This is a genomic window from Methylomonas sp. Uni0009 (assembly GCF_054188105.3).
This window is the reverse complement of record NZ_JBTAFN010000001.1, coordinates 1,834,092-1,854,103: the sequence shown is the minus strand read 5'-3', so window position 1 is coordinate 1,854,103 and position 20,012 is coordinate 1,834,092. Positions and strand designations below refer to the sequence as shown.

Below are 20,012 nucleotides of genomic sequence, written 5' to 3'. Positions count from 1 at the left end.
CCACTTCAATTGAGTTGCAAACTTTCACCGCCTCGCAAATAGACGCATCTGCTTTTCATAAGCTTCAGCGAACTCTTCTCCAAAAAATCCTTCAATTGCTTGTGTTTTCAGTTCCGGATATTTTTCGCAAAAAAGCTCCCAACACTTGGCTTTTCGCTGAAAAACAATCCCTTCGCCCAACACCTTTTCGAAGGTGTCTGGGTCGAAACGATGCAAAATTTCCCCTAGTGCAGCCTGAATACCTGCCGTCATCGCCAATTGATGAAACTTAACATCCCTAAACGCTTCAGTTACCGCATCATTTGAATTTATAAACGCTGGATTATTCGGTGCGAGCATCAGCTTCAGCACGCTTTCCACATCTGGGTTGAATTTTAGCGGGTTATTGTCAAATGAGCGGATTGTGGTGACGGAAACTCGAAATTCACTTTTCATTTCTGCGCGTGCGCGTAAAACATCCATCAAGCCTTCGATCAAATTTCGGAATAACACACCGGTCGCTTTCATCGCCTCCGGCCACTGCTCTTCCATCAAAAACGATTGATCTTTTATTCCCGCACCATCCAGAAACATCTTCATGAGCGTCGCATCACCCGATTTAGACCTGACAAATGGTTCCGTATTGGGTGCTAGCGTAATCTCTACACTGGCTTGCGAAGCCGCCTGCCCATCTTCACGCTCAATATTAGGCGTATTTTGGAATACGTCTTTAGAATCTAACGCTATGCTCGAAGGAATAGGCTCGGATAAATTTATTGCTTCCAAACTCGGGAACTCTAACCCGGAAGACTCGCCGAGGGGTGCATCCAACGCACCTAAGGAATCTAAGCCTTTTAAGAATTCGGCAATATCTTTACCATCTCTCTGGGGAGGTAGCACCTCAGGCGCGGTAAAGCTATCGTGAAAAGGGGAAGCAGGAGGACGCTCTCCAAAGGGAGAACTCGCTACGTCGTGCGGAATCGAGAAATTCAGAGGTTCGTTGACTATTGACTGTTGATCATTTTGAAACGGTTGGGCAAATGGTGAAGGCAAAATACTCTCGACGCTAATGGGTGAAGCTGGTGATATTTCGGCTGATGGCAGCTCTACAATAATCTCATATTCTCCGATCCGCAAAATTTCACTATCTAATAATCTTGCTTGTGCATCGTTTATATTCAGTCCGGCATTTGATAAATATGTACCATTTTTACTTGTGTCTTTTATTAAGTAACCACCGTCCTCATAAATGATTTCAGCATGGTGGCCTGATACAAAGTTTTCCGCATCAGGCAATACCAAGGTATTTCCTGCTTTTCTGCCTATTGTTCCGCCTAACTGACCGAATTCGGCACTCAATTCAGTAGGTAGTGGTAAACCTTTGTAAGAAAGTACTTTTAAGATAATTGGCACGATTGTCGTCCTACCGTTAGCATTAGTTAAATAGCTTAGCAACTTACGTCAGCTTTTATCTAAAAACTTAGTCATTTTATAGCAGTCTAATCTTATCAAATGACGCTATTCTCAATCAGAAGAACAGTCATCGCAGATTGTTGGTTGTCGAAATTATAGTTATGCGATGGATGAAAAACTCCTGCTTTAGTAGCTTCTAAAATATGTCGCCTTTCAAACGCGAGGAATGCAAACTGAATCCGCCGACTTTGCCACTTTAATCTCATTGTAGGAACGCATTTCTATACAAAGAGGTTCCTCTCGTTACTTAATATCCCGGCGAGTTGAGCCGAGATATTACTGGATCAGATTATCTTATGACCTTAAGAAGCTCCCAAACATCAAAGTAAGTAATTTACAGCTCTGTAAGATTAAGGATAACAACGGCGGTGACGCATTAAGCTAGCGGCAGTTTCGGTAACGTTTCGGGCCATTAGTTACCTTTCTGATGTCGTCGCTTTGGGAGTCTCTGATTAATTCGTAACATCGAATTTCAGCGTAAATTAAATCAATGATGGGCACCTAGTTGTCTTGCAAAACCGAAGTAATCAGAGGTTCTTTGCAACATAAACTCCTTTTTAATTCATTTTTTCCTGAATATACCAACAACCCTCCTAAGACTCGCCTTGCTCATATTTGGGTTTGCATTTCACTTTTGAGTAATAACCAAAATAGCTTTCGTTAAAACGTCATCCTATTTTGTATTTTTTAACTTTTCCTCTCCGCCAGTCACTAAACCAGACATACATTCGACTACGCTTTCGACATAATTTGAATGTGCTTCTGCAAGCTCTTTGGCTGCACCGAAACTTTCTCGTAATTCGATTAATGTTTTTTGTGGATCCGTTGACTTATTAATATCCAACATTTTCGCGTAATTTTTATATGCTTTACGCCTTTCAGGATCTAATATGAATAACCCTGGCATAGCATTCGACGAAGTATCGACGACACATTTTGTCATTAATTCCGGCTCAATTCCGTAGTCCTTAATATCTTTATCTTGCTTCATCTGTTCCAATACTACGGACTGATATTCTTCTTTTTCCGAGCAACCGCTCAGCACTAAAACCCCCAAAATTACTAGCACTTTTTTCATTTTTAACATTTTCCTGCGGTTTCCGAGCATATTACCTAAAAAAAACCCCCGCTATCTTTCAATAGCGAGGGCTTTCAATTTCTTCCTAAGTATTTCGACTTAGGAAACTTTCACTATTAGATGAAAGTTGGGATCAGAGGAGCATCAACTGTTACCAATTGACGGTTACCTTTTTCATCCCAGAAGAACAACAGACCTGCGAAGCGGCTGTCTGGATCGTAGATCAAGTCAGCTAAGCGATATACTTCCCAAGCAGCGTCAGAAGCAGTAACTTCGACAGTGCGTGTTTCGCCTGGAGCCAGAGGGCTGTTATCGCTAACAGTTAAGCCTTCTTCAGCCAGCAAATCGTCTGGGTAAGCAGTATCATCTTCATGAACCGCTGGATCTAAGAAACGTACACCTGCTGTGTTGAACTCACCCAAACGAACAGCTGAATCACCGTTGTTTGTAATGGTCAAAGTCATTTGCATTGCACGACCTGGAACACGGTATGTGGCATCATCAACTTTAACTGAAACGTTAGCTTCAGGCATTTGATAAGTTTTCATACCACGCAACAAACCAGCTTGCAAAGGAGTAGTTACAGGGTATTTTTCGTTGGTAGCGCCCATAGAAGCAGCAACGATAACCAAAGTACCTACGCCGAACAGCATACCGATTTTTTTGTCGCCAGCTGAGATCAGAGAATCTGCTTTGCCAGTGCTAACAGCGATATGACGTGGAACGAACAATGGGCGTTTGATCCAGAACAACAACCATGCGAACGCGATTGCGAACCATACTGCGTGCCAGAAATAAACGTTGTCCAGAGCGTAGTTTTCCAAGTTGATTGTTTGACCAGTCAATGTTGTGACTGGGTTAACAAACTCGCTCATAGAACCAGTAATGGTTACCCATTTGCCTGGGCCGATGATAGGACCACCGCCTTGTACGTTCATCATTGAGTGAACGTGCCAGTCGCCTGGACGACGAGCTTTCAGCAGAACTTTAAACTCGTAAACTTCGCCCAATTCCAAAGACACTGAACGAGGAACCAATTGACCGCCGATCCAAGAACCTGCACGGATAAATACAGGACCAGGGATACCAACGTTCAAAAATGAAACTTCTGGTTTATCAACAGTTTCTGGCCAGCCTGCGAATACCAGGAATTTACCAGAAATTGTCATAGTTTCATTAACAGGCACTTCTTCTTTTGACCAGTTCAGGTCAAACCAGTGAATCGTCCGCATACGCATGAACGCAGCCTGTGATTTTTCACCGTGAGCAGATGCTGTTGGAGCATAGAACATCGCTGCTGTCATTGCGACCAACAGTGCGACAAAGGACAGTTTTGCAACTTTGTCTTTTATTATTTTCATATTTCCTCCTCTATCACTAGAGAATTTTAATTAAGACTTTCTGGTAGCTATCTAGAACCACCAGGTTCATTTTCTTACTATTCTTCTAATTAAGACGCGTCGTCAGCGATGAAGTCGGTTTTAGCGAACCATCTGCCGAAGAAGTGCCACAAGAAGTAAATAATGATAGAAACGAATCCAGAGAAGAACGCTGATACTGGAGCAACGTCTTTACCGAAAGTTCTTAATGTACCTTTCTCTACCATACGGATGTACTCAGGTGTACCGGTACGAACATAGTGGTAACCTTGCAAGTCAGCCAAAGTCATCATCATGCCGTTGTACTCTACAGGCACGTGCAATGGAGCGATAACAGGCCAGTTACCTGGGTAGAACAACAAGCCGTAAGCCAAACCACCTAATACAGCAGTCAGAGTCATGCTGTTACCCATCATCAGGATAACGTCAAGAACGATCGCACCTGGCAACAGGTTAGATGGGAAGCAAATGTTTACTGGGAAGTATGTCCAGCCCCAGAAGTTCATGTAACGGTTGATCCACTCACCAATCATCAGAGCAACAACAGACAAAGTTGCGCCAATTGGTAAACGGTATCTCCACCACAAGCATGCTTGAACAGCCGCAGGGAACGTAATAGAAACGATAGGAGCTACGGTTACCCATAGACGTCTATCTTTCCAGTCGGTCCAGAAATCCCAGTCACCGCCAGTCAACATATAGTGAATGTGGTAACCGCCCAGAACCGCTGTGAACAGTGTAAAAAGAATCATCCAGTCAAACGTACGGGAAACTTGAACCGCTTCCGCACGTGAACGTACAGCTGATTGAGATGCGCTCATTAGCTTACCTCCTAAAGAATTAAAATTATATTTTTTTCACTTCTCTTTATCCTACCGCCACTTAAACAAAGCAGCGGCAGGAAAGGAGATAGTATTTTTACTTTTAAAGATAAGCTATTAAGCCAGATCTTTTTTCAGCAATTTTGCAATTGCCATTACTTCGGTGTTCACAACACCCATTATAGCCAGAGCAGCCCAGCCAAAGAATACGAAACCGTAGTGCAATGGAGCAACGAACAACTCTTCCATAAACCAGAATGTGTGACCCCACTCGTTCAAACCTACGTTAGGCAGGATCATGAATGGACCGATAACCGCAATCAGATACATCAAGTGCAGACCTTCGTGGTATGTAGGCAATCTTGTTTTTGCATACATGAAAGAAGCTGAACCAGTGATGATGTAGATTGGGTATGACAGATAGAACTCAATGATGTGACTTGGAGTAAAGTCAGTATCACGAACGATAGTTTGGTGCCATGTACCGTCTTGCTCTGTGAAGTAAGAAGCACCCCAGTAGATAGCCCAGCCGTAGCAAACCAACCATGTCCAGTGTGTAAAGTGTCTTCTCAACTCTTCACGTGGAGTGATTGACATAACTTTACGGTCACGAGTTTTCCAGATATAGCCATTGATACCAGCAAACAACAGTACTTCGATAACGATCTCGATATACAGCATGTTCATCCAGTATGTTTCAAACTCTGGAGCAAATGAGTCTAAGCCAGCTGACCAGCCGTAAACACCTTCGTACCAACGAATGAAAGAATAAAAAACCAAGTACAGGGTGATACCTGCCCACAGGTTTTTTTGATTTAAAAGCGGTGCTTCCGCAGCATCAGCCTTAACTGATTCAGTTGTAGCAGCCATTTCTACCTCCTAAAAGATTATCTAAATCCCCGATCGAATCGGGAGTTCTTTGTTTTTCCATGTTATTAGCCTTCATTTCGAAGACACCCCGGTCCCTTGAGGTGCGTGGCAGTCTACCACTTGCCAAATCCTTGTCAAGATAAATTAAGCTAATTTAGCTGGGTGCGCGCTGTCACCCATTTGCAATTTTACTGTTAACAAAACTCGAACACCTATTTAAGCGACGTTTCGATAAAATTCCCGTTCGAATTCAATTAGGATAGATAGGTTACCAAATACTGTGCATGTGATAAGTCGCAGCCTAATTGATTGGATCCAAACTCCGCCATCTATCGCCTCGCATTTTTTCTTACCCCCCACTTGTGTTTCAGGCACCAAAAAAACATCTAGCTCAAAACGTAGCGATCCAGTAAAAATTCACACCCAAGTAGTTTAATAAACCTTCACTTTGCGAAATGGATGAAACAGAATGACGGCATTATGAAGCTGTATTCAAACTGCAATTAGGGAAAACGATTCAGGAGCAACGGCTGAACGGTGACCCAGATTTGCCTGGACCTCTAGCAGAATGAGAAGATAGGGGGCGATGGGGCAAGCAGGTGTAAGCCGAGCAATCGGACCAACCACGAATCAGCAATTGCGGACGGATAATAAATTACTAAAATAGATCTCGGCTTCTTATGCATTGTAGCGGCCGCCGACAGCAAGAATAGCCTACCACTGTAAGATGTTGCACAGCGCGACAACTACCAATCACGCCGAGACTATCCGAGACGCAACCAACTATATCGTCAATTTCTAGAACAACCAGACTTGCATTCGTTATAGGATTAACTGCTCCCTTAGTGCCTCTAAGAAAAAAGGTGCCCGAAGGATCAAAGTTATATCCTCACATTAGATCTAACCTGAGCTTTTGAAAAAATCAGTTTCAAAAATTGCTCAAAGGCGAGCTAGTAACGGGATTGCGCTTGACGTGATGCTCCCAAAGATGCTGTTGGATGGATTCCGGAATGTCGAGTTGATCGCGGATGCGCTTGTAAGGCCGTTGCGGGGCGTAGTATTTTTATTGATTTTGACTCCGTCGTGGCGTTTTTCTCTGTAGTGGTTGAGGACAGGGTGTCGAGGTTGGTCGGTAAGATAGCGAACCGAGTGATGATTGAGAAATTCAGAACCATTGCTCGAGTCCGGGTATCGCAATCGAAGCCCTTCAACGAGAACAGCTACAAACCGGATCTACTCCAGAACGCCTTGAGAGCTCTTATTCCAAGTGCCCTTACTTCGGTCCAGCCAGCTAAAAACCCAGTCATGGCTAAGGTCCAGACGAAATCCCAGGCCACCAAATTGCCGCAGTGAGCAACCGTACCGACCTCTACTAAGCTTGGCGGAGCTTCGTCCAAATGATGATTGCGAATGGGATTTTGAGCTGTTAACAGCTAGCCAGGCTTAGTGCCGGACAAACCCTTGGGATGTAGGACGCGCAAATGATTGAGTAAGCGCCCAGGATCACCGCCTTCAAGCGCCTGCCGCACGGTTGACGCTGTTGAACCCGATGCACTTCAACGGCCCTGGCAACACCTCGGCTTGATATTTTCGCTTGGGTCCAGGCCGTTTGGCTGGCGAAGCGGCTGTTTGGCATTTCGATTCAGCAAACGAACGACGCGAAACCGTGGAAACGAAGCATAATCAATCGCAGGCTGAATAGCCCCCCGGAAGCCTCAGGCCGGGCGGGTTTTCGCAGCAAAATGGAAAAAACCTGCATGGCATTGCGACACCACGTCAAGTCATGCGAGAGTCACCCCCAACCTCGTGCTGGGTCGCAACGAGGTGACGTGGACAAAATCGGAGCACTGAAGGCATAAACGGTCGCGTCATTTTTGCCGATTTTTCTAACAATATGCCTGAAAAAATCTGTCGGCAAAATAGCGATTCTCCTGTAGCGTTTCCTTTAATTGGCGCACAGAACCAAGACTGCAGACCTATAGCTTTGCGGTCACGCTCGCCAGCATATTATTAAGCTCACCTTTATTAAAGAGATCGATGACGATGTCGCAGCCGCCGACTAATTCGCCGTTGATATACAGTTGGGGATAGGTAGGCCAGTGCGAGTATTCTTTTAAGGCTTCACGCACTTCAGGGTCTTCGAAGATATTGATGTGGGCATAATCCGCATTGCAAGCCTGCAAGACTTGCACCACCCGGCTGGAAAATCCACACTGAGGGAAGTCCGGGGTGCCTTTCATGTACAAGACCACAGGATGGCTGGCTAATTGGGCTTGGATTCTGTCTATTGCACTCATGCGTTTTCTCGTTAAACATTGATGAGAGGGGATTCTAACAACCCCGTCCGCAAAAGAGAAGGGAGCAGCAGTAAGGGGTGATTTGGGGTCAAAAAAAAAAGCCCTGCTATGGGTAAGCAGGGCTTTTGGTTTAAGAGCTTGGCGATGACCTACTTTCACATGGCAACCTGCCACACTATCATCGGCGCTAAGCGGTTTCACTTCCGAGTTCGGGATGGGATCGGGTGGTTCACGCTTGCTATGTTCACCAAGCAAACTGGTTTGGCTGCTTTTAGTCAGCCGTCATAAACAGGTTATAAGCTTTTGCTTTTAGGAAAATACCTTTGGGTGATGCGTTCGCATTTAACTTAGGTTGTTCCCCGTCCTGTTTTTCATGGAAATCTGTATCGAGTGTGTCGTTTTCTTACGTTTATCAGCGTGCCAGTGACACCCAAACGCATTGGGTGTTATATGGTCAAGCCTCACGGGCAATTAGTACACGTTAGCTACGCCCATTACTGGACTTCCACACCGTGCCTATCAACGTCGTAGTCTCCGACGGCCCTTCAGGGGACTTAAAGTCCCAGTGAGATCTCATCTTGGGAGGGGCTTCCCGCTTAGATGCTTTCAGCGGTTATCCTGTCCGAACGTGGCTACCCGGCAATGCCATTGGCATGACAACCGGAACACCAGAGGTTCGTCCACTTCGGTCCTCTCGTACTAGAAGCAGCTTCCCTCAAATCTCAAACGCCCACGGCAGATAGGGACCGAACTGTCTCACGACGTTCTGAACCCAGCTCGCGTACCACTTTAAATGGCGAACAGCCATACCCTTGGGACCTGCTTCAGCCCCAGGATGTGATGAGCCGACATCGAGGTGCCAAACACCGCCGTCGATATGAACTCTTGGGCGGTATCAGCCTGTTATCCCCGGCGTACCTTTTATCCGTTGAGCGATGGCCCTTCCATACAGAACCACCGGATCACTAAGACCTACTTTCGTACCTGCTCGACTTGTCCGTCTCGCAGTCAAGCACCCTTATGCCTTTGCACTCATTGCCTGATTTCCGACCAGGCTGAGGGTACCTTCGTGCTCCTCCGTTACTCTTTAGGAGGAGACCGCCCCAGTCAAACTACCCACCAGACACTGTCCCTAATCCAGATAATGGATCGAGGTTAGAACTCCAAACATACCAGGGTGGTATTTCAAGGTTGGCTCCACGAGAACTGGCGTTCCCGCTTCAAAGCCTCCCACCTATCCTACACAAGTAGGTTCAAAGTCCAGTGTCAAGCTATAGTAAAGGTGCACGGGGTCTTTCCGTCTAGCCGCGGGTACACTGCATCTTCACAGCGATTTCAATTTCACTGAGTCCCAGGTGGAGACAGTGTGGCCATCGTTACGCCATTCGTGCAGGTCGGAACTTACCCGACAAGGAATTTCGCTACCTTAGGACCGTTATAGTTACGGCCGCCGTTTACTGGGGCTTCGATCAAGAGCTTCTCCGAAGATAACCCCATCAATTAACCTTCCAGCACCGGGCAGGCGTCACACCCTATACGTCCACTTTCGTGTTTGCAGAGTGCTATGTTTTTGCTAAACAGTCGCAGCCACCGATTTTTTGCAACCCCCTTCCGCTCCAGTCGCGAGGACCTTCACGTAATGAGGGCATACCTTCTCCCGAAGTTACGGTATCATTTTGCCTAGTTCCTTCACCTGGGTTCTCTCAAGCGCCTTAGAATTTTCATCCCACCCACCTGTGTCGGTTTAGGGTACGGCCACTAGTAACCTGAAGCTTAGAGGTTTTTCCTGGAAGCAGGGCATCTATCACTTCGCTGTTCTTTCGAACCGCTCGTCATCACGTCTCGGCATAGAGCACCCCGGATTTGCCTAAGATGCATGCCTACCTGCTTAAACGGCCACTTCCAACCGACCGCTGATATAGCCTTCTCCGTCACCCCATCGCAGTTACTACTGGTACAGGAATATTAACCTGTTTTCCATCGACTACGCTTTTCAGCCTCGCCTTAGGTGCCGACTAACCCTGCGTCGATTAACGTTGCGCAGGAAACCTTGGGTTTTCGGCGAGGGGGTTTTTCACCCCCTTTATCGTTACTTATGTCAGCATTCGCACTTCCGATACCTCCAGCCGACTTCTCAATCGACCTTCGCAGGCGTACGGAACGCTCCTCTACCACTCACACTTACGTGTAAATCCGTAGCTTCGGTACTATGCTTAGCCCCGGTAAATCTTCCGCGCAGACCGACTCGACCAGTGAGCTATTACGCTTTCTTTAAAGGATGGCTGCTTCTAAGCCAACCTCCTGGCTGTCTGTGCCTTTCCACATCGTTTCCCACTGAGCATAGATTTGGGGACCTTAGCTGACGGTCTGGGCTGTTTCCCTTTTCACGACGGACCTTATCACCCGCCGTGTGTCTCCCGTGCTGGCACTTGCTGGTATTCGGAGTTTGCATCGGGTTGGTAAGTCGGGATGACCCCCTAGCCGAAACAGTGCTCTACCCCCAGCAGTGATACACGAGGCGCTACCTAAATAGCTTTCGAGGAGAACCAGCTATCTCCGAGCTTGATTAGCCTTTCACTCCGATCCACAGCTCATCCCCGTCTTTTTCAACAGACGTGGGTTCGGCCCTCCAGTTAGTATTACCCAACCTTCAGCCTGGCCATGGATAGATCGCCCGGTTTCGGGTCTACACCTTGCGACTAAACGCCCTATTAAGACTCGCTTTCGCTACGCCTCCCCTATTCGGTTAAGCTTGCCACAAAATGTAAGTCGCTGACCCATTATACAAAAGGTACGCAGTCACCCCACGAAGGGGCTCCCACTGCTTGTACGCATACGGTTTCAGGTTCTATTTCACTCCGCTCTCCGCGGTTCTTTTCGCCTTTCCCTCACGGTACTAGTTCACTATCGGTCAGTAAGGAGTATTTAGCCTTGGAGGATGGTCCCCCCATATTCAGTCAAAGTTTCACGTGCTCCGACCTACTCGATTTCACTAGAAAAAGGTTTTCGTGTACGGGGCTATCACCCTGTATCGCCGGACTTTCCAGACCGTTCCACTAACCTTATCCTAGCTTAAGGGCTAGTCCCCGTTCGCTCGCCACTACTTAGGGAATCTCGGTTGATTTCTTTTCCTCCGGGTACTTAGATGTTTCAGTTCTCCGGGTTCGCTTCAGTGAGCTATGTATTCACTCAAAGATGACGCGCTTATGCGCGCCGGGTTTCCCCATTCGGACATCTCTGGATCACAGCCGGTTTGCAGGCTCCCCAAAGCTTTTCGCATGCTACAACGTCCTTCATCGCCTCTTACTGCCTAGGCATTCACCGTATGCGCTTATTCACTTGACCATATAACCCGAATACGTCTGTACTTTGGTTATACTGTCAGCTGACATTTTCGCTGATTTTTCTGCTTGAGAACGACATGCCGTTTGTTTTCTGCCTTTCCCTTTCGAGAACGACGTCATTCAAACCGCAACTCGTTTTAGTGTTGATCATTGCTGATCATTACTATAGTTACAGATTTCCATATTGTTAAAGAGCTATCGGTACGAATACCAATGCTATAAAGTCTTTATCCGCTGCCGCTGATAAAACTGTATAGCGTTGATGTTCACCCACTATTTTTCTTACGTTTGACGAACTGGTTGACCCTCAGCGTTCAGCATGATGGTGGAGCCAGGGAGGATCGAACTCCCGACCTCCTGCGTGCAAGGCAGGCGCTCTCCCAGCTGAGCTATGGCCCCTAAAGCAGACTAAAGACCAAGACTCAAGCCGAAACGTGACTAGACACAGCGCCAGTTATTCTAACCAGGCGTGTGGTCTGATTGTGTTTCGCCTTATTGCTTTCGCCTTTTATGCGTTGGTGGGTCTGGGAGGAGTTGAACCTCCGACCTCACCCTTATCAGGGGTGCGCTCTAACCAACTGAGCTACAGACCCAGGTGCGTCTTTCAATCGAAATAATTTGTTGTGAGTACGTGTAACGGTGTGCCGTCTTTGTAAGGAGGTGATCCAGCCCCAGGTTCCCCTAGGGCTACCTTGTTACGACTTCACCCCAGTCATGAATCACAAAGTGGTAAGCGCCCTCCCGAAGGTTAAACTACCTACTTCTTTTGCAACCCACTCCCATGGTGTGACGGGCGGTGTGTACAAGGCCCGGGAACGTATTCACCGCGGCATTCTGATCCGCGATTACTAGCGATTCCGACTTCACGCAGTCGAGTTGCAGACTGCGATCCGGACTGGGACCGGCTTTTTGGGATTCGCTTACTCTCGCGAGTTCGCAGCCCTCTGTACCGGCCATTGTAGCACGTGTGTAGCCCTACCCATAAGGGCCATGATGACTTGACGTCGTCCCCACCTTCCTCCGGTTTATCACCGGCAGTCTCCCTAGAGTTCCCGGCATGACCCGCTGGCAACTAAGGATAAGGGTTGCGCTCGTTACGGGACTTAACCCAACATTTCACAACACGAGCTGACGACAGCCATGCAGCACCTGTCTCAGAGTTCCCGAAGGCACTCCGCTATCTCTAACAGATTCTCTGGATGTCAAGGGTAGGTAAGGTTCTTCGCGTTGCATCGAATTAAACCACATGCTCCACCGCTTGTGCGGGCCCCCGTCAATTCATTTGAGTTTTAGCCTTGCGGCCGTACTCCCCAGGCGGTCAACTTAATACGTTAGCTCCACTACTAAGTTCTTTAAGAACCCAACAGTTAGTTGACATCGTTTACGGCGTGGACTACCAGGGTATCTAATCCTGTTTGCTACCCACGCTTTCGTACCTCAGCGTCAGTTTTAGTCCAGGGAGCCGCCTTCGCCACTGGTGTTCCTTCAGATCTCTACGCATTTCACCGCTACACCTGAAATTCCACTCCCCTCTACTAAACTCTAGTTGCCCAGTATCAAATGCAGTTCCCAGGTTAAGCCCAGGGCTTTCACATCTGACTTAAACAACCGCCTACGCACGCTTTACGCCCAGTAATTCCGATTAACGCTTGCACCCTCCGTATTACCGCGGCTGCTGGCACGGAGTTAGCCGGTGCTTCTTGTATAGGTAATGTCAGTCTACCGGGTATTAACCGATAGGTATTCCTTCCTATTGAAAGTGCTTTACAACCCTCAGGCCTTCTTCACACACGCGGTATTGCTGGATCAGGCTTTCGCCCATTGTCCAATATTCCCCACTGCTGCCTCCCGTAGGAGTCTGGGCCGTGTCTCAGTCCCAGTGTGGCTGATCATCCTCTCAGACCAGCTACGGATCGTCGCCTTGGTAGGCCTTTACCCCACCAACTAGCTAATCCGACATAGGCTCATCTATTAGCGCCAGGCCCGAAGGTCCCCAGCTTTCCCCCGTAGGGCGTATGCGGTATTAGCGTGAGTTTCCCCACGTTGTCCCCCACTAATAGGCAGATTCCTATGCATTACTCACCCGTCCGCCACTCGTCAGCGCCCGAAGGCCTGCTACCGTTCGACTTGCATGTGTTAAGCATACCGCCAGCGTTCAATCTGAGCCATGATCAAACTCTTCAGTTTAATTTTTAACTGTTACTAAATAAGATTAGCAACCAATCTTGGCTCGACTACAGAACATCTTTTCTTGCGAATTGACGTGGTTTCTGTGTCGACTATTTTTAAACAGCACATAGTCGCTACACATACCCACACAAATTATTTCGATTTCGTTTGTTAAAGAGCCAGAGCATTTCGCCCTATTGAGCCGACATATTCTACAGCGTTTTCAGTGTTTGTCAAATTTATTTTTAAGTCGCTTCAAAAACAGAAACTAAAAAAACAAACCCGTCAATCAACAACCTCAAACCCGCCGAACTAAGTCGACCGCTTCACCGCTAAAACTTAAAAGCCAGAGCAGTGAAGAGCCGCTCATTCTAATCACCCAACATCCTCGCGTCAAGAAATTTTTTATTCAACAGCCTTCAACCCTTGCGCGAGCGCGGATGTGCTTGATCATAAACAGCCGCTAAATGTTGAAAATCCAGGTGCGTGTATATCTGAGTAGTCGATATATTGCTATGCCCTAACAACTCTTGCACAGCCCTAATATCTTTACTGGCTTCAAGCAAATGGCTTGCGAACGAATGCCTTAACATATGAGGATGAAGGTGCTCGGCTATTCCGTTTTTTTTGCCCCAACGATCCAATCTAAGTTGCACGCTTCTTTGAGATAATCGAAGCCCCTTCAGGGAAACAAACACTGCCTGCCACTCCCCCTCAGGCCGACTTGCCAGCCAAACCTTAAGCGCATCAAGTGCTTTACTACCAACCGGCAATTGCCTTTGCTTGCCGCCTTTACCAAACCGCACCCTCAAAAAGCCTTCGCTAAGATTGATGTCAGACAAATCAAGCATTACCAACTCGCTCAGTCGCAACCCAGATGAGTAAAACAATTCAAACATCGCCAAATCGCGGATTTCCAAAATCGAATCCGGCGTCGCATTTAACATCCCCACAACCTGATCGACATCCAAAACATGTGGCAACCTTTTTGAAACTTTGGGCGCTTGCACATGCTGGGCAGGGTTATGCTCCACTTGCTTGGCTTTGAGTAAAAATCGATAAAAACTGCGTAAAGCAGCGAGTTCGCGCTGAATCGTCTTGCTACCGATACCGTTTTTATGACGCCCGGCAATATAATTCCGTACATCACGATCCTGAACTTGCTGCCAAAACATGAGCTCTTGCCTAGAGCAAAAACTTTGAAAACGTTTTAAATCCCTTTGGTAGTTTGTTGACGTATGATCTGCAACGCGCTTTTCCGAAACCAAATAGCGAAAATACCGCAGCAATGCCTCATCCGCTTCGGCATGCATGACAATCAATCCGTTTGGTGTAGCAATGATATAAGACGAGTCCCGATAATTTCACTCATTTGAGTAAGAAATATGCTGCCCATACTATAGTGAAAGCGCGACTCATCGCGACTGCCGATCGCCAACAACCCATCAAGCTGCGTAAACACCATAGGAATGATCGCACACGAGCGAACTTCCGCGGCCACGTCGCCAAACAAAAACCTCGCTTGCGCTAAGGTCGGCCGACCGCATTTCGGCTGGTTTGTGGTTAATTCATTGGAAAAATGCTTCAAGTTAGCATCATCAGCCCCAACGAATAAATTACTGATAGGCGATAGCGGTTGCTCTTTAATGATTTTAATGGCCACGAAGTCAGTGAAAAAACACTCAGCCAACACCTCACTTAAATTTGCTACCGCATCCTCCAGGGAATTTGCTTCCAGCATGGCCAGAGTCAACTCATGCATGCGATTGAAAGAAGCGTCATTTTCCCGGGCAATATCGATCAACGCGGTCAATTGATTTTCTTGCTCCTGATGCTTCGCCCGAAAAATTTCAAGTTGCTTGGATATTAGCGATATTGCATTACCACTGGGATGCGGGATGTGCATCTTCTCCAGCAAATCCAAATGATTTTGGAAAAACTCGGGATGTTCTTGCAGATAGGCCTTAACGAGGGCTTCGGTCAATAAGACTTTTGGTTCACTGCTCATAACTTTATTTGTCCTTCGAATACCGTAGTCGCTGCTCCCGTCATCATGACAGGATGGCCACTACCAAGCCAGCTAACGATTAATTCCCCGCCAGGCAGCTGAACCTGAACATCCTGCTCCAACAAACCTTGCTCGATACCGGCCACAACAGCAGCGCAAGCCCCGCTGCCACAAGCCAGCGTTTCGGCTGCGCCACGCTCGTAAACTCGCAACTTGATTTGTCGACGATTAACAATTTGCATGAAACCAATATTAGCTCGCTCCGGAAACAGCTCATGACTCTCCAACCTAGCGCCGATAGATGAAACGGGCGCGCTGATTACATCATCAACCAGGATAACCGCATGAGGATTCCCCATAGAAACAGCTGCGAATGCAACTTCTGTGTCCGCCAAAGTCACTTTATATAACGTGGACTGTTCGGAAACCTTTAGCGGTATTTGCTCAGGCTCAAGCGCAGGAACTCCCATGTCAACGGTGATCAAACCGCCCGCATCGAATCGAAGCGTCAGTTGTCTCGCATCGGTATCAACAGTAATTTCGTCCTTATTACTTAAGCCTTTGTCGCGCACAAAGCGTGCGAAGCAACGCGCACCGTTTCCACATTGCGCAACCTCGCTACCGTCAGCATTGAAAATCCGGTATTTAAACTCGGCGTTATCGCTAACCGGCTTTTCCACCAATAACAATTGATCGCAGCCCACGCCAAAATGGCGATCCGCCAAAAATCGAATCTGTGATGTCGTCAATTGTATTGGCTGGTTTATAGCGTCGATCACGACAAAATCATTGCCCAAGCCCTGCATTTTGGTGAAAAAAATCATCATCGCTACTCAGGTAGAAGCTGCTCGCCAACCCATAGTTGCTCCAGAGTTTCTCGGGATCGAATAAGATGCGTTTTATCGCCATCCACCATTACCTCCGCCGCTCGTGGCCTCGAGTTATAGTTTGAACTCATCGTAAACCCGTAGGCTCCCGCTGAACGAACCGCCAATAAATCGCCTTGTTTCAATTTTAACGACCGCGCTTTGCCCAGAAAGTCACCCGTCTCGCAAACCGGCCCCACGATGTCCCAATCCAACTCGGACTGATCGCTTTCAGTGTTCGCCGGAATGATTGCCTGCCACGCCCCGTATAAAGCCGGCCGGACCAGATCATTCATGGCCGCATCGACAATGGCAAAGTTTTTATTCTCTGTTGGCTTAAGGTACTCCACTCTGGTTAACAATATTCCCGCATTGCCGACGATGGCGCGCCCCGGCTCCAATAGAATTTCAAAGCTCCGTCCCGCTAAACGCTGCAGCAGAGCTGCAATATATTCAGAAGGTTGCGGCGGATGCTCATCGCGATAACAAATACCCAGCCCGCCCCCTAAATCGAGGTGGTGCAATTCAATACCTTCCTCTTGCAGTTCATCGACTAACGCCAACACCCTATCCAGCGCATCCAAAAACGGCACTGTTTCAGTTAGTTGGGAGCCAATATGGCAATCGATACCGACTATTTGGATATTCGGCATCTGCGCGGCACGCCGATACTCATGAATGGCTTGCTTGATATCGATCCCGAATTTATTTTCTTTCAAGCCGGTGGAAATATAGGGATGCGTCTTGGCGTCAACATCAGGATTGACCCGGAAAGACACGGGAGCAATAACACCCAGCTCACCGGCTAATCGGTTGATCCGATCAAGTTCGCCGCTGACTTCAACATTAAAACAGCGTATACCTATTTTCAGCGCCGCTAAGATTTCGTCCTCGCGTTTACCGACACCGGAAAACACAATTTTGTCAGGACTGCCGCCCGCAGCTAGCACGCGCTGCATTTCGCCAAGCGACACGATGTCGAACCCAGACCCAAGTCGCGCCAGCACGTTGAGAATCGCAATATTTGAATTGGCTTTTACCGCATAACAAATAAGGTGCGGGTGCCCGGCAAAGCCTTGATCGAAGGCTTGCCAATGCCTCTCCAAGGTCGCGCGCGAATAGACATAGCAGGGAGTACCGTAGTTTTCGGCAATTTTGTCAACAGGAATGCTTTCGGCAAACAGCTCGTGTTGCCGATAATTAAAAAAATCCATGGCTTATTTATCTTGTTTCGGTACGTAAATTGGCGGCGGGCTATCCGGCATATATAAGGGCCCGGTTTGACCGCAGGCTTGCAGCAACAGAGCCCAAAGAACTAGAGTTAAAATTTTGTTTGTCGTCATGTTCGTAACGATTATCGGGTGAGTGCGGAATATAGCATAGCCGACAGCTTAAAAGAACGAACGCAAGACAGCTAACCAATCTCGGCAAGCCACAAAAAAAGGGGCATGAAGCCCCTTTTTGTCGCTAGGCCAGACGAAGACTCACTTTATCGTCATCGACTCTTTCACCACTTTAGGCGTAATAAACACCAACAACTCTTTTTTGGTATCGTTTTTTACACTTTTCTTGAACATCCAGCCAATCACCGGCAAATCCGACACCCAAGGCACAGTATTGTAAGATTCCTGAACAGTCGACTCATAGATGCCGCCCAACACTACCGTCTCGCCATCTTCAACTTGAACTTTGGTTTTCAACTGCCGGGTATCGATAGGTACCGTTGCGTTACCGCCTGTAGCCAAAGGTGTTCCCGGCGAATCTTTTTTGATGTCGAGCAGCATGATAACACTGCCGCTTGGCGTAATCTGCGGCGTGACATTCAGCTCCAACACCGCATCGACCAGCTCCGTCACCGGACCAGTCGCCTGGCTTTGGGTTTGATACGGAATCTGCACACCTTGTTTGATTGAAGCTTGCACCATGTCGCTAGTCATTACCCGCGGATTGGACACCAACTCGCCTTTACCATCGTCTTGCAATGCACTGATCTCAAGGTTCAAAAGATAATCCGCTCCGCGTGCCAAGGTCAAGGCCAAAGCACCTCCGCTGGAAGCTGCCAATGCAGATCCCAAATCCGACAGAATTTGCGAATTTTCGCTGGTTTCCGCACCACTGGCCGTCATTCCGTATTGCGTTCCGCTATTTACGTCGGCTTTATGAGCCACCCCAAATTTGGTACCCAAGTTCTGCGCAAACGAAGTATCCGCTATGACGATTCGCGATTCGATCAACACTTGGCGCACAGGCACGTCCAATAGTTTGATCATTCTGCGTACATCTTCCATAGCCTTTGCCGTATCCTTGACAATCAGCGTATTGGTTCTGGCATCGACAATCGCCGTACCGCGTGGCGATAGCAATCGCATACTTGCTGGACCGCCACCTTGGCTATTCTGGCCGGAACCGGCCTGTTGCGACGCGACGGAACTCCCGCTACCACCGCCGCAACCACCACCTCCGCCACTGCTTGCACCTGCACCGGACTGACCACCTTGCGAGCTATTCCCCACCCCCATTAATACACCGCAAATCTCCCCTGCTTTTGCGTAATTGATCTGAATATTTTCGGTTTTTAACGGTTCCAACTCTTCGAATATTTTTTTCGAATCCAGCTCCTCCTGCTCGATTTTCATGATCTCAGCAACCGGCGCCACCATCACCACATTGCCGTTCTGTCTTTTTGCCAAGCCTTTGGATTTTAAAATCAACTCCAAAGCCTGATCCCAAGGTACATCGTTTAATCTAAGCGTGACATTGCCCGCCACCGAATCAGCAGCAATGATATTCAGCTCGGTAAAGTCGGCCAGAATTTGCAACACCGAACGCACTTCGATATCTTGAAAATTCAATGACAACTTATTGCCGATATACGGGAATTTTTCTTTTTGCTGCGCTTCTTTTTCCGCCGGTGTCAACGGCCGAAACTCAACCGTCAATAAATTATCGGACTGATAGGACGAGTAATCGTAATTACCATTGTTGGGTGTTATGACAATGTTGACGCTATCGCCTCTGGGAGAGGCTTCGATTTTTTGTACAGGTGTCGCAAAATCGGATACGTCAAAACTTTTAACTAAAGACTCCGGCAACTTGGTGTTTAGGAAACTTAAAACCACTTTACCGGCATTTTGTTTAGCGTCGACTACAGTATTTGCCGCTGATAAACCCAGCAACAAACGCCCCTCACCGTTTGGCCCGCGTCGAAAATCAATACTTTTTATGTTTTGTTCCGGCAAAAATTTACTAATCACCGAATCCTTCGCGACAGGCGCTTGCTGTACGGCTCGGTTTACCGCAGCAACGGTCCCGCTGGACTTCAACACCACATAAAATTTATTGCCCTCGATTTTGGTTTCGTAAGGCACTTTTTCTACCAAATTGATAATAACCCGAGTCCGCCCCGAAGCCTCAACCACATATACCGTGCCTGCAGCACCTTGATTGATCGGAAAGCTTTTTTTTGCCAGATTACTTTTTACGCCGGCAAAGTCCAATGCGATTCTGGAAGGGTTATCGGTCTGGAAGATTTTCGGCTCCACTATCGGACCATCCATTTCCAGTTGCACTTGCACTTGGTTTCCGGCCAAGGTGGAAAACTCTAAGTTGTTTATCGCTCCATCATCGGCGTGCACCAGCGCAACATGCACAAAACAACTCAGCAACACTGAACACCAGAAACCGAAGCCGGCCACTTTCCATCCGTTTTTATTTTGTTTAATACTCAT

Annotated in this window: 12 protein-coding genes, 2 tRNA genes and 3 rRNA genes; all 17 read right to left on the bottom strand. The window is 47.6% G+C overall.

Features of this window, described 5'->3' with window-relative positions; translation table 11 throughout:
* Positions 1-24: 24 nt before the first annotated feature.
* The 17 genes from tagH to ACWAU0_RS08555 all read right to left on the bottom strand — a co-directional run bounded on the left by tagH (position 25) and on the right by ACWAU0_RS08555 (position 20,012).
* Positions 25-1,392, bottom strand: coding sequence for a type VI secretion system-associated FHA domain protein TagH (gene tagH, locus ACWAU0_RS08635; protein WP_458138918.1), 1,368 nt, complete (start codon positions 1,390-1,392; stop codon positions 25-27).
* A gap of 733 nt (positions 1,393-2,125) precedes the next feature.
* On the bottom strand, positions 2,126-2,530 hold the full coding sequence (locus ACWAU0_RS08630) for a hypothetical protein (protein WP_033159243.1): 405 nt from the start codon (positions 2,528-2,530) through the stop codon (positions 2,126-2,128).
* Between the two features lie 116 nt (positions 2,531-2,646).
* Positions 2,647-3,891, bottom strand: a complete 1,245-nt coding sequence (amoB, locus tag ACWAU0_RS08625; RefSeq protein ID WP_020483729.1) for a bacterial ammonia monooxygenase, subunit AmoB — start codon at positions 3,889-3,891, stop codon at positions 2,647-2,649.
* A gap of 89 nt (positions 3,892-3,980) precedes the next feature.
* Positions 3,981-4,730, bottom strand: coding sequence for an ammonia monooxygenase, bacterial type, subunit AmoA (gene amoA, locus ACWAU0_RS08620; RefSeq protein WP_458138917.1), 750 nt, complete (start codon positions 4,728-4,730; stop codon positions 3,981-3,983).
* Positions 4,731-4,847: 117 nt separating this feature from the next.
* Positions 4,848-5,600 (bottom strand): bacterial ammonia monooxygenase, subunit AmoC, encoded by a 753-nt coding sequence (amoC, locus tag ACWAU0_RS08615; RefSeq protein ID WP_033159228.1) that lies wholly within the window; start codon positions 5,598-5,600, stop codon positions 4,848-4,850.
* Positions 5,601-7,576: 1,976 nt separating this feature from the next.
* On the bottom strand, positions 7,577-7,897 hold the full coding sequence (gene grxD, locus ACWAU0_RS08610) for a Grx4 family monothiol glutaredoxin (RefSeq protein ID WP_458138916.1): 321 nt from the start codon (positions 7,895-7,897) through the stop codon (positions 7,577-7,579).
* A gap of 136 nt (positions 7,898-8,033) precedes the next feature.
* Positions 8,034-8,149, bottom strand: a 5S ribosomal RNA gene (gene rrf / locus ACWAU0_RS08605).
* Between the two features lie 198 nt (positions 8,150-8,347).
* A 23S ribosomal RNA gene (locus ACWAU0_RS08600) occupies positions 8,348-11,242 on the bottom strand.
* 322 nt (positions 11,243-11,564) lie between these two features.
* Positions 11,565-11,640 (bottom strand) — tRNA-Ala (locus tag ACWAU0_RS08595).
* Positions 11,641-11,757: 117 nt separating this feature from the next.
* Positions 11,758-11,834 (bottom strand) — tRNA-Ile (locus ACWAU0_RS08590).
* 60 nt (positions 11,835-11,894) lie between these two features.
* A 16S ribosomal RNA gene (locus ACWAU0_RS08585) occupies positions 11,895-13,428 on the bottom strand.
* The 16S, 23S and 5S rRNA genes sit together here with 2 tRNA genes alongside, the layout of an rRNA operon.
* A gap of 401 nt (positions 13,429-13,829) precedes the next feature.
* The gene (gene xerC / locus ACWAU0_RS08580; protein ID WP_458138915.1) at positions 13,830-14,723 is read right to left on the bottom strand and encodes a tyrosine recombinase XerC; all 894 of its coding nucleotides are present in this window, start codon (positions 14,721-14,723) and stop codon (positions 13,830-13,832) included.
* 5 nt (positions 14,724-14,728) lie between these two features.
* Positions 14,729-15,418 (bottom strand): DUF484 family protein, encoded by a 690-nt coding sequence (locus tag ACWAU0_RS08575; RefSeq protein WP_458138914.1) that lies wholly within the window; start codon positions 15,416-15,418, stop codon positions 14,729-14,731.
* A complete protein-coding gene (gene dapF, locus ACWAU0_RS08570; protein WP_458139209.1) occupies positions 15,415-16,242 on the bottom strand; it encodes a diaminopimelate epimerase in 828 nt (275 codons plus the stop codon). The genes ACWAU0_RS08575 and dapF overlap by 4 nt, the downstream gene beginning before the upstream one ends.
* A 5-nt stretch (positions 16,243-16,247) precedes the next feature.
* A complete protein-coding gene (gene lysA, locus ACWAU0_RS08565; protein WP_101052638.1) occupies positions 16,248-17,498 on the bottom strand; it encodes a diaminopimelate decarboxylase in 1,251 nt (416 codons plus the stop codon).
* A 3-nt stretch (positions 17,499-17,501) separates the two neighbouring features.
* The gene (gene lptM, locus ACWAU0_RS08560) at positions 17,502-17,627 is read right to left on the bottom strand and encodes an LPS translocon maturation chaperone LptM (RefSeq protein ID WP_084153286.1); all 126 of its coding nucleotides are present in this window, start codon (positions 17,625-17,627) and stop codon (positions 17,502-17,504) included.
* Between the two features lie 141 nt (positions 17,628-17,768).
* Entirely contained in the window at positions 17,769-20,012 is a 2,244-nt protein-coding gene (locus tag ACWAU0_RS08555) for a type IV pilus secretin PilQ (RefSeq protein WP_033156770.1), read from the bottom strand.

What these genes read in the sequence shown, in the direction of transcription:
- ACWAU0_RS08575 (WP_458138914.1), bottom strand. Translation starts at nt 15,418, where the DNA reads ATGAGCAGTGAACCAAAAGTCTTATTGACCGAAGCCCTCGTTAAGGCC.
- xerC (WP_458138915.1), bottom strand. Translation starts at nt 14,723, where the DNA reads ATGCATGCCGAAGCGGATGAGGCATTGCTGCGGTATTTTCGCTATTTG.
- ACWAU0_RS08555 (WP_033156770.1), bottom strand. Translation starts at nt 20,012, where the DNA reads ATGAGTATTAAACAAAATAAAAACGGATGGAAAGTGGCCGGCTTCGGT.
- amoC (WP_033159228.1), bottom strand. Translation starts at nt 5,600, where the DNA reads ATGGCTGCTACAACTGAATCAGTTAAGGCTGATGCTGCGGAAGCACCG.
- amoA (WP_458138917.1), bottom strand. Translation starts at nt 4,730, where the DNA reads ATGAGCGCATCTCAATCAGCTGTACGTTCACGTGCGGAAGCGGTTCAA.
- dapF (WP_458139209.1), bottom strand. Translation starts at nt 16,242, where the DNA reads ATGATTTTTTTCACCAAAATGCAGGGCTTGGGCAATGATTTTGTCGTG.
- grxD (WP_458138916.1), bottom strand. Translation starts at nt 7,897, where the DNA reads ATGAGTGCAATAGACAGAATCCAAGCCCAATTAGCCAGCCATCCTGTG.
- ACWAU0_RS08630 (WP_033159243.1), bottom strand. Translation starts at nt 2,530, where the DNA reads ATGAAAAAAGTGCTAGTAATTTTGGGGGTTTTAGTGCTGAGCGGTTGC.
- lptM (WP_084153286.1), bottom strand. Translation starts at nt 17,627, where the DNA reads ATGACGACAAACAAAATTTTAACTCTAGTTCTTTGGGCTCTGTTGCTG.
- lysA (WP_101052638.1), bottom strand. Translation starts at nt 17,498, where the DNA reads ATGGATTTTTTTAATTATCGGCAACACGAGCTGTTTGCCGAAAGCATT.
- amoB (WP_020483729.1), bottom strand. Translation starts at nt 3,891, where the DNA reads ATGAAAATAATAAAAGACAAAGTTGCAAAACTGTCCTTTGTCGCACTG.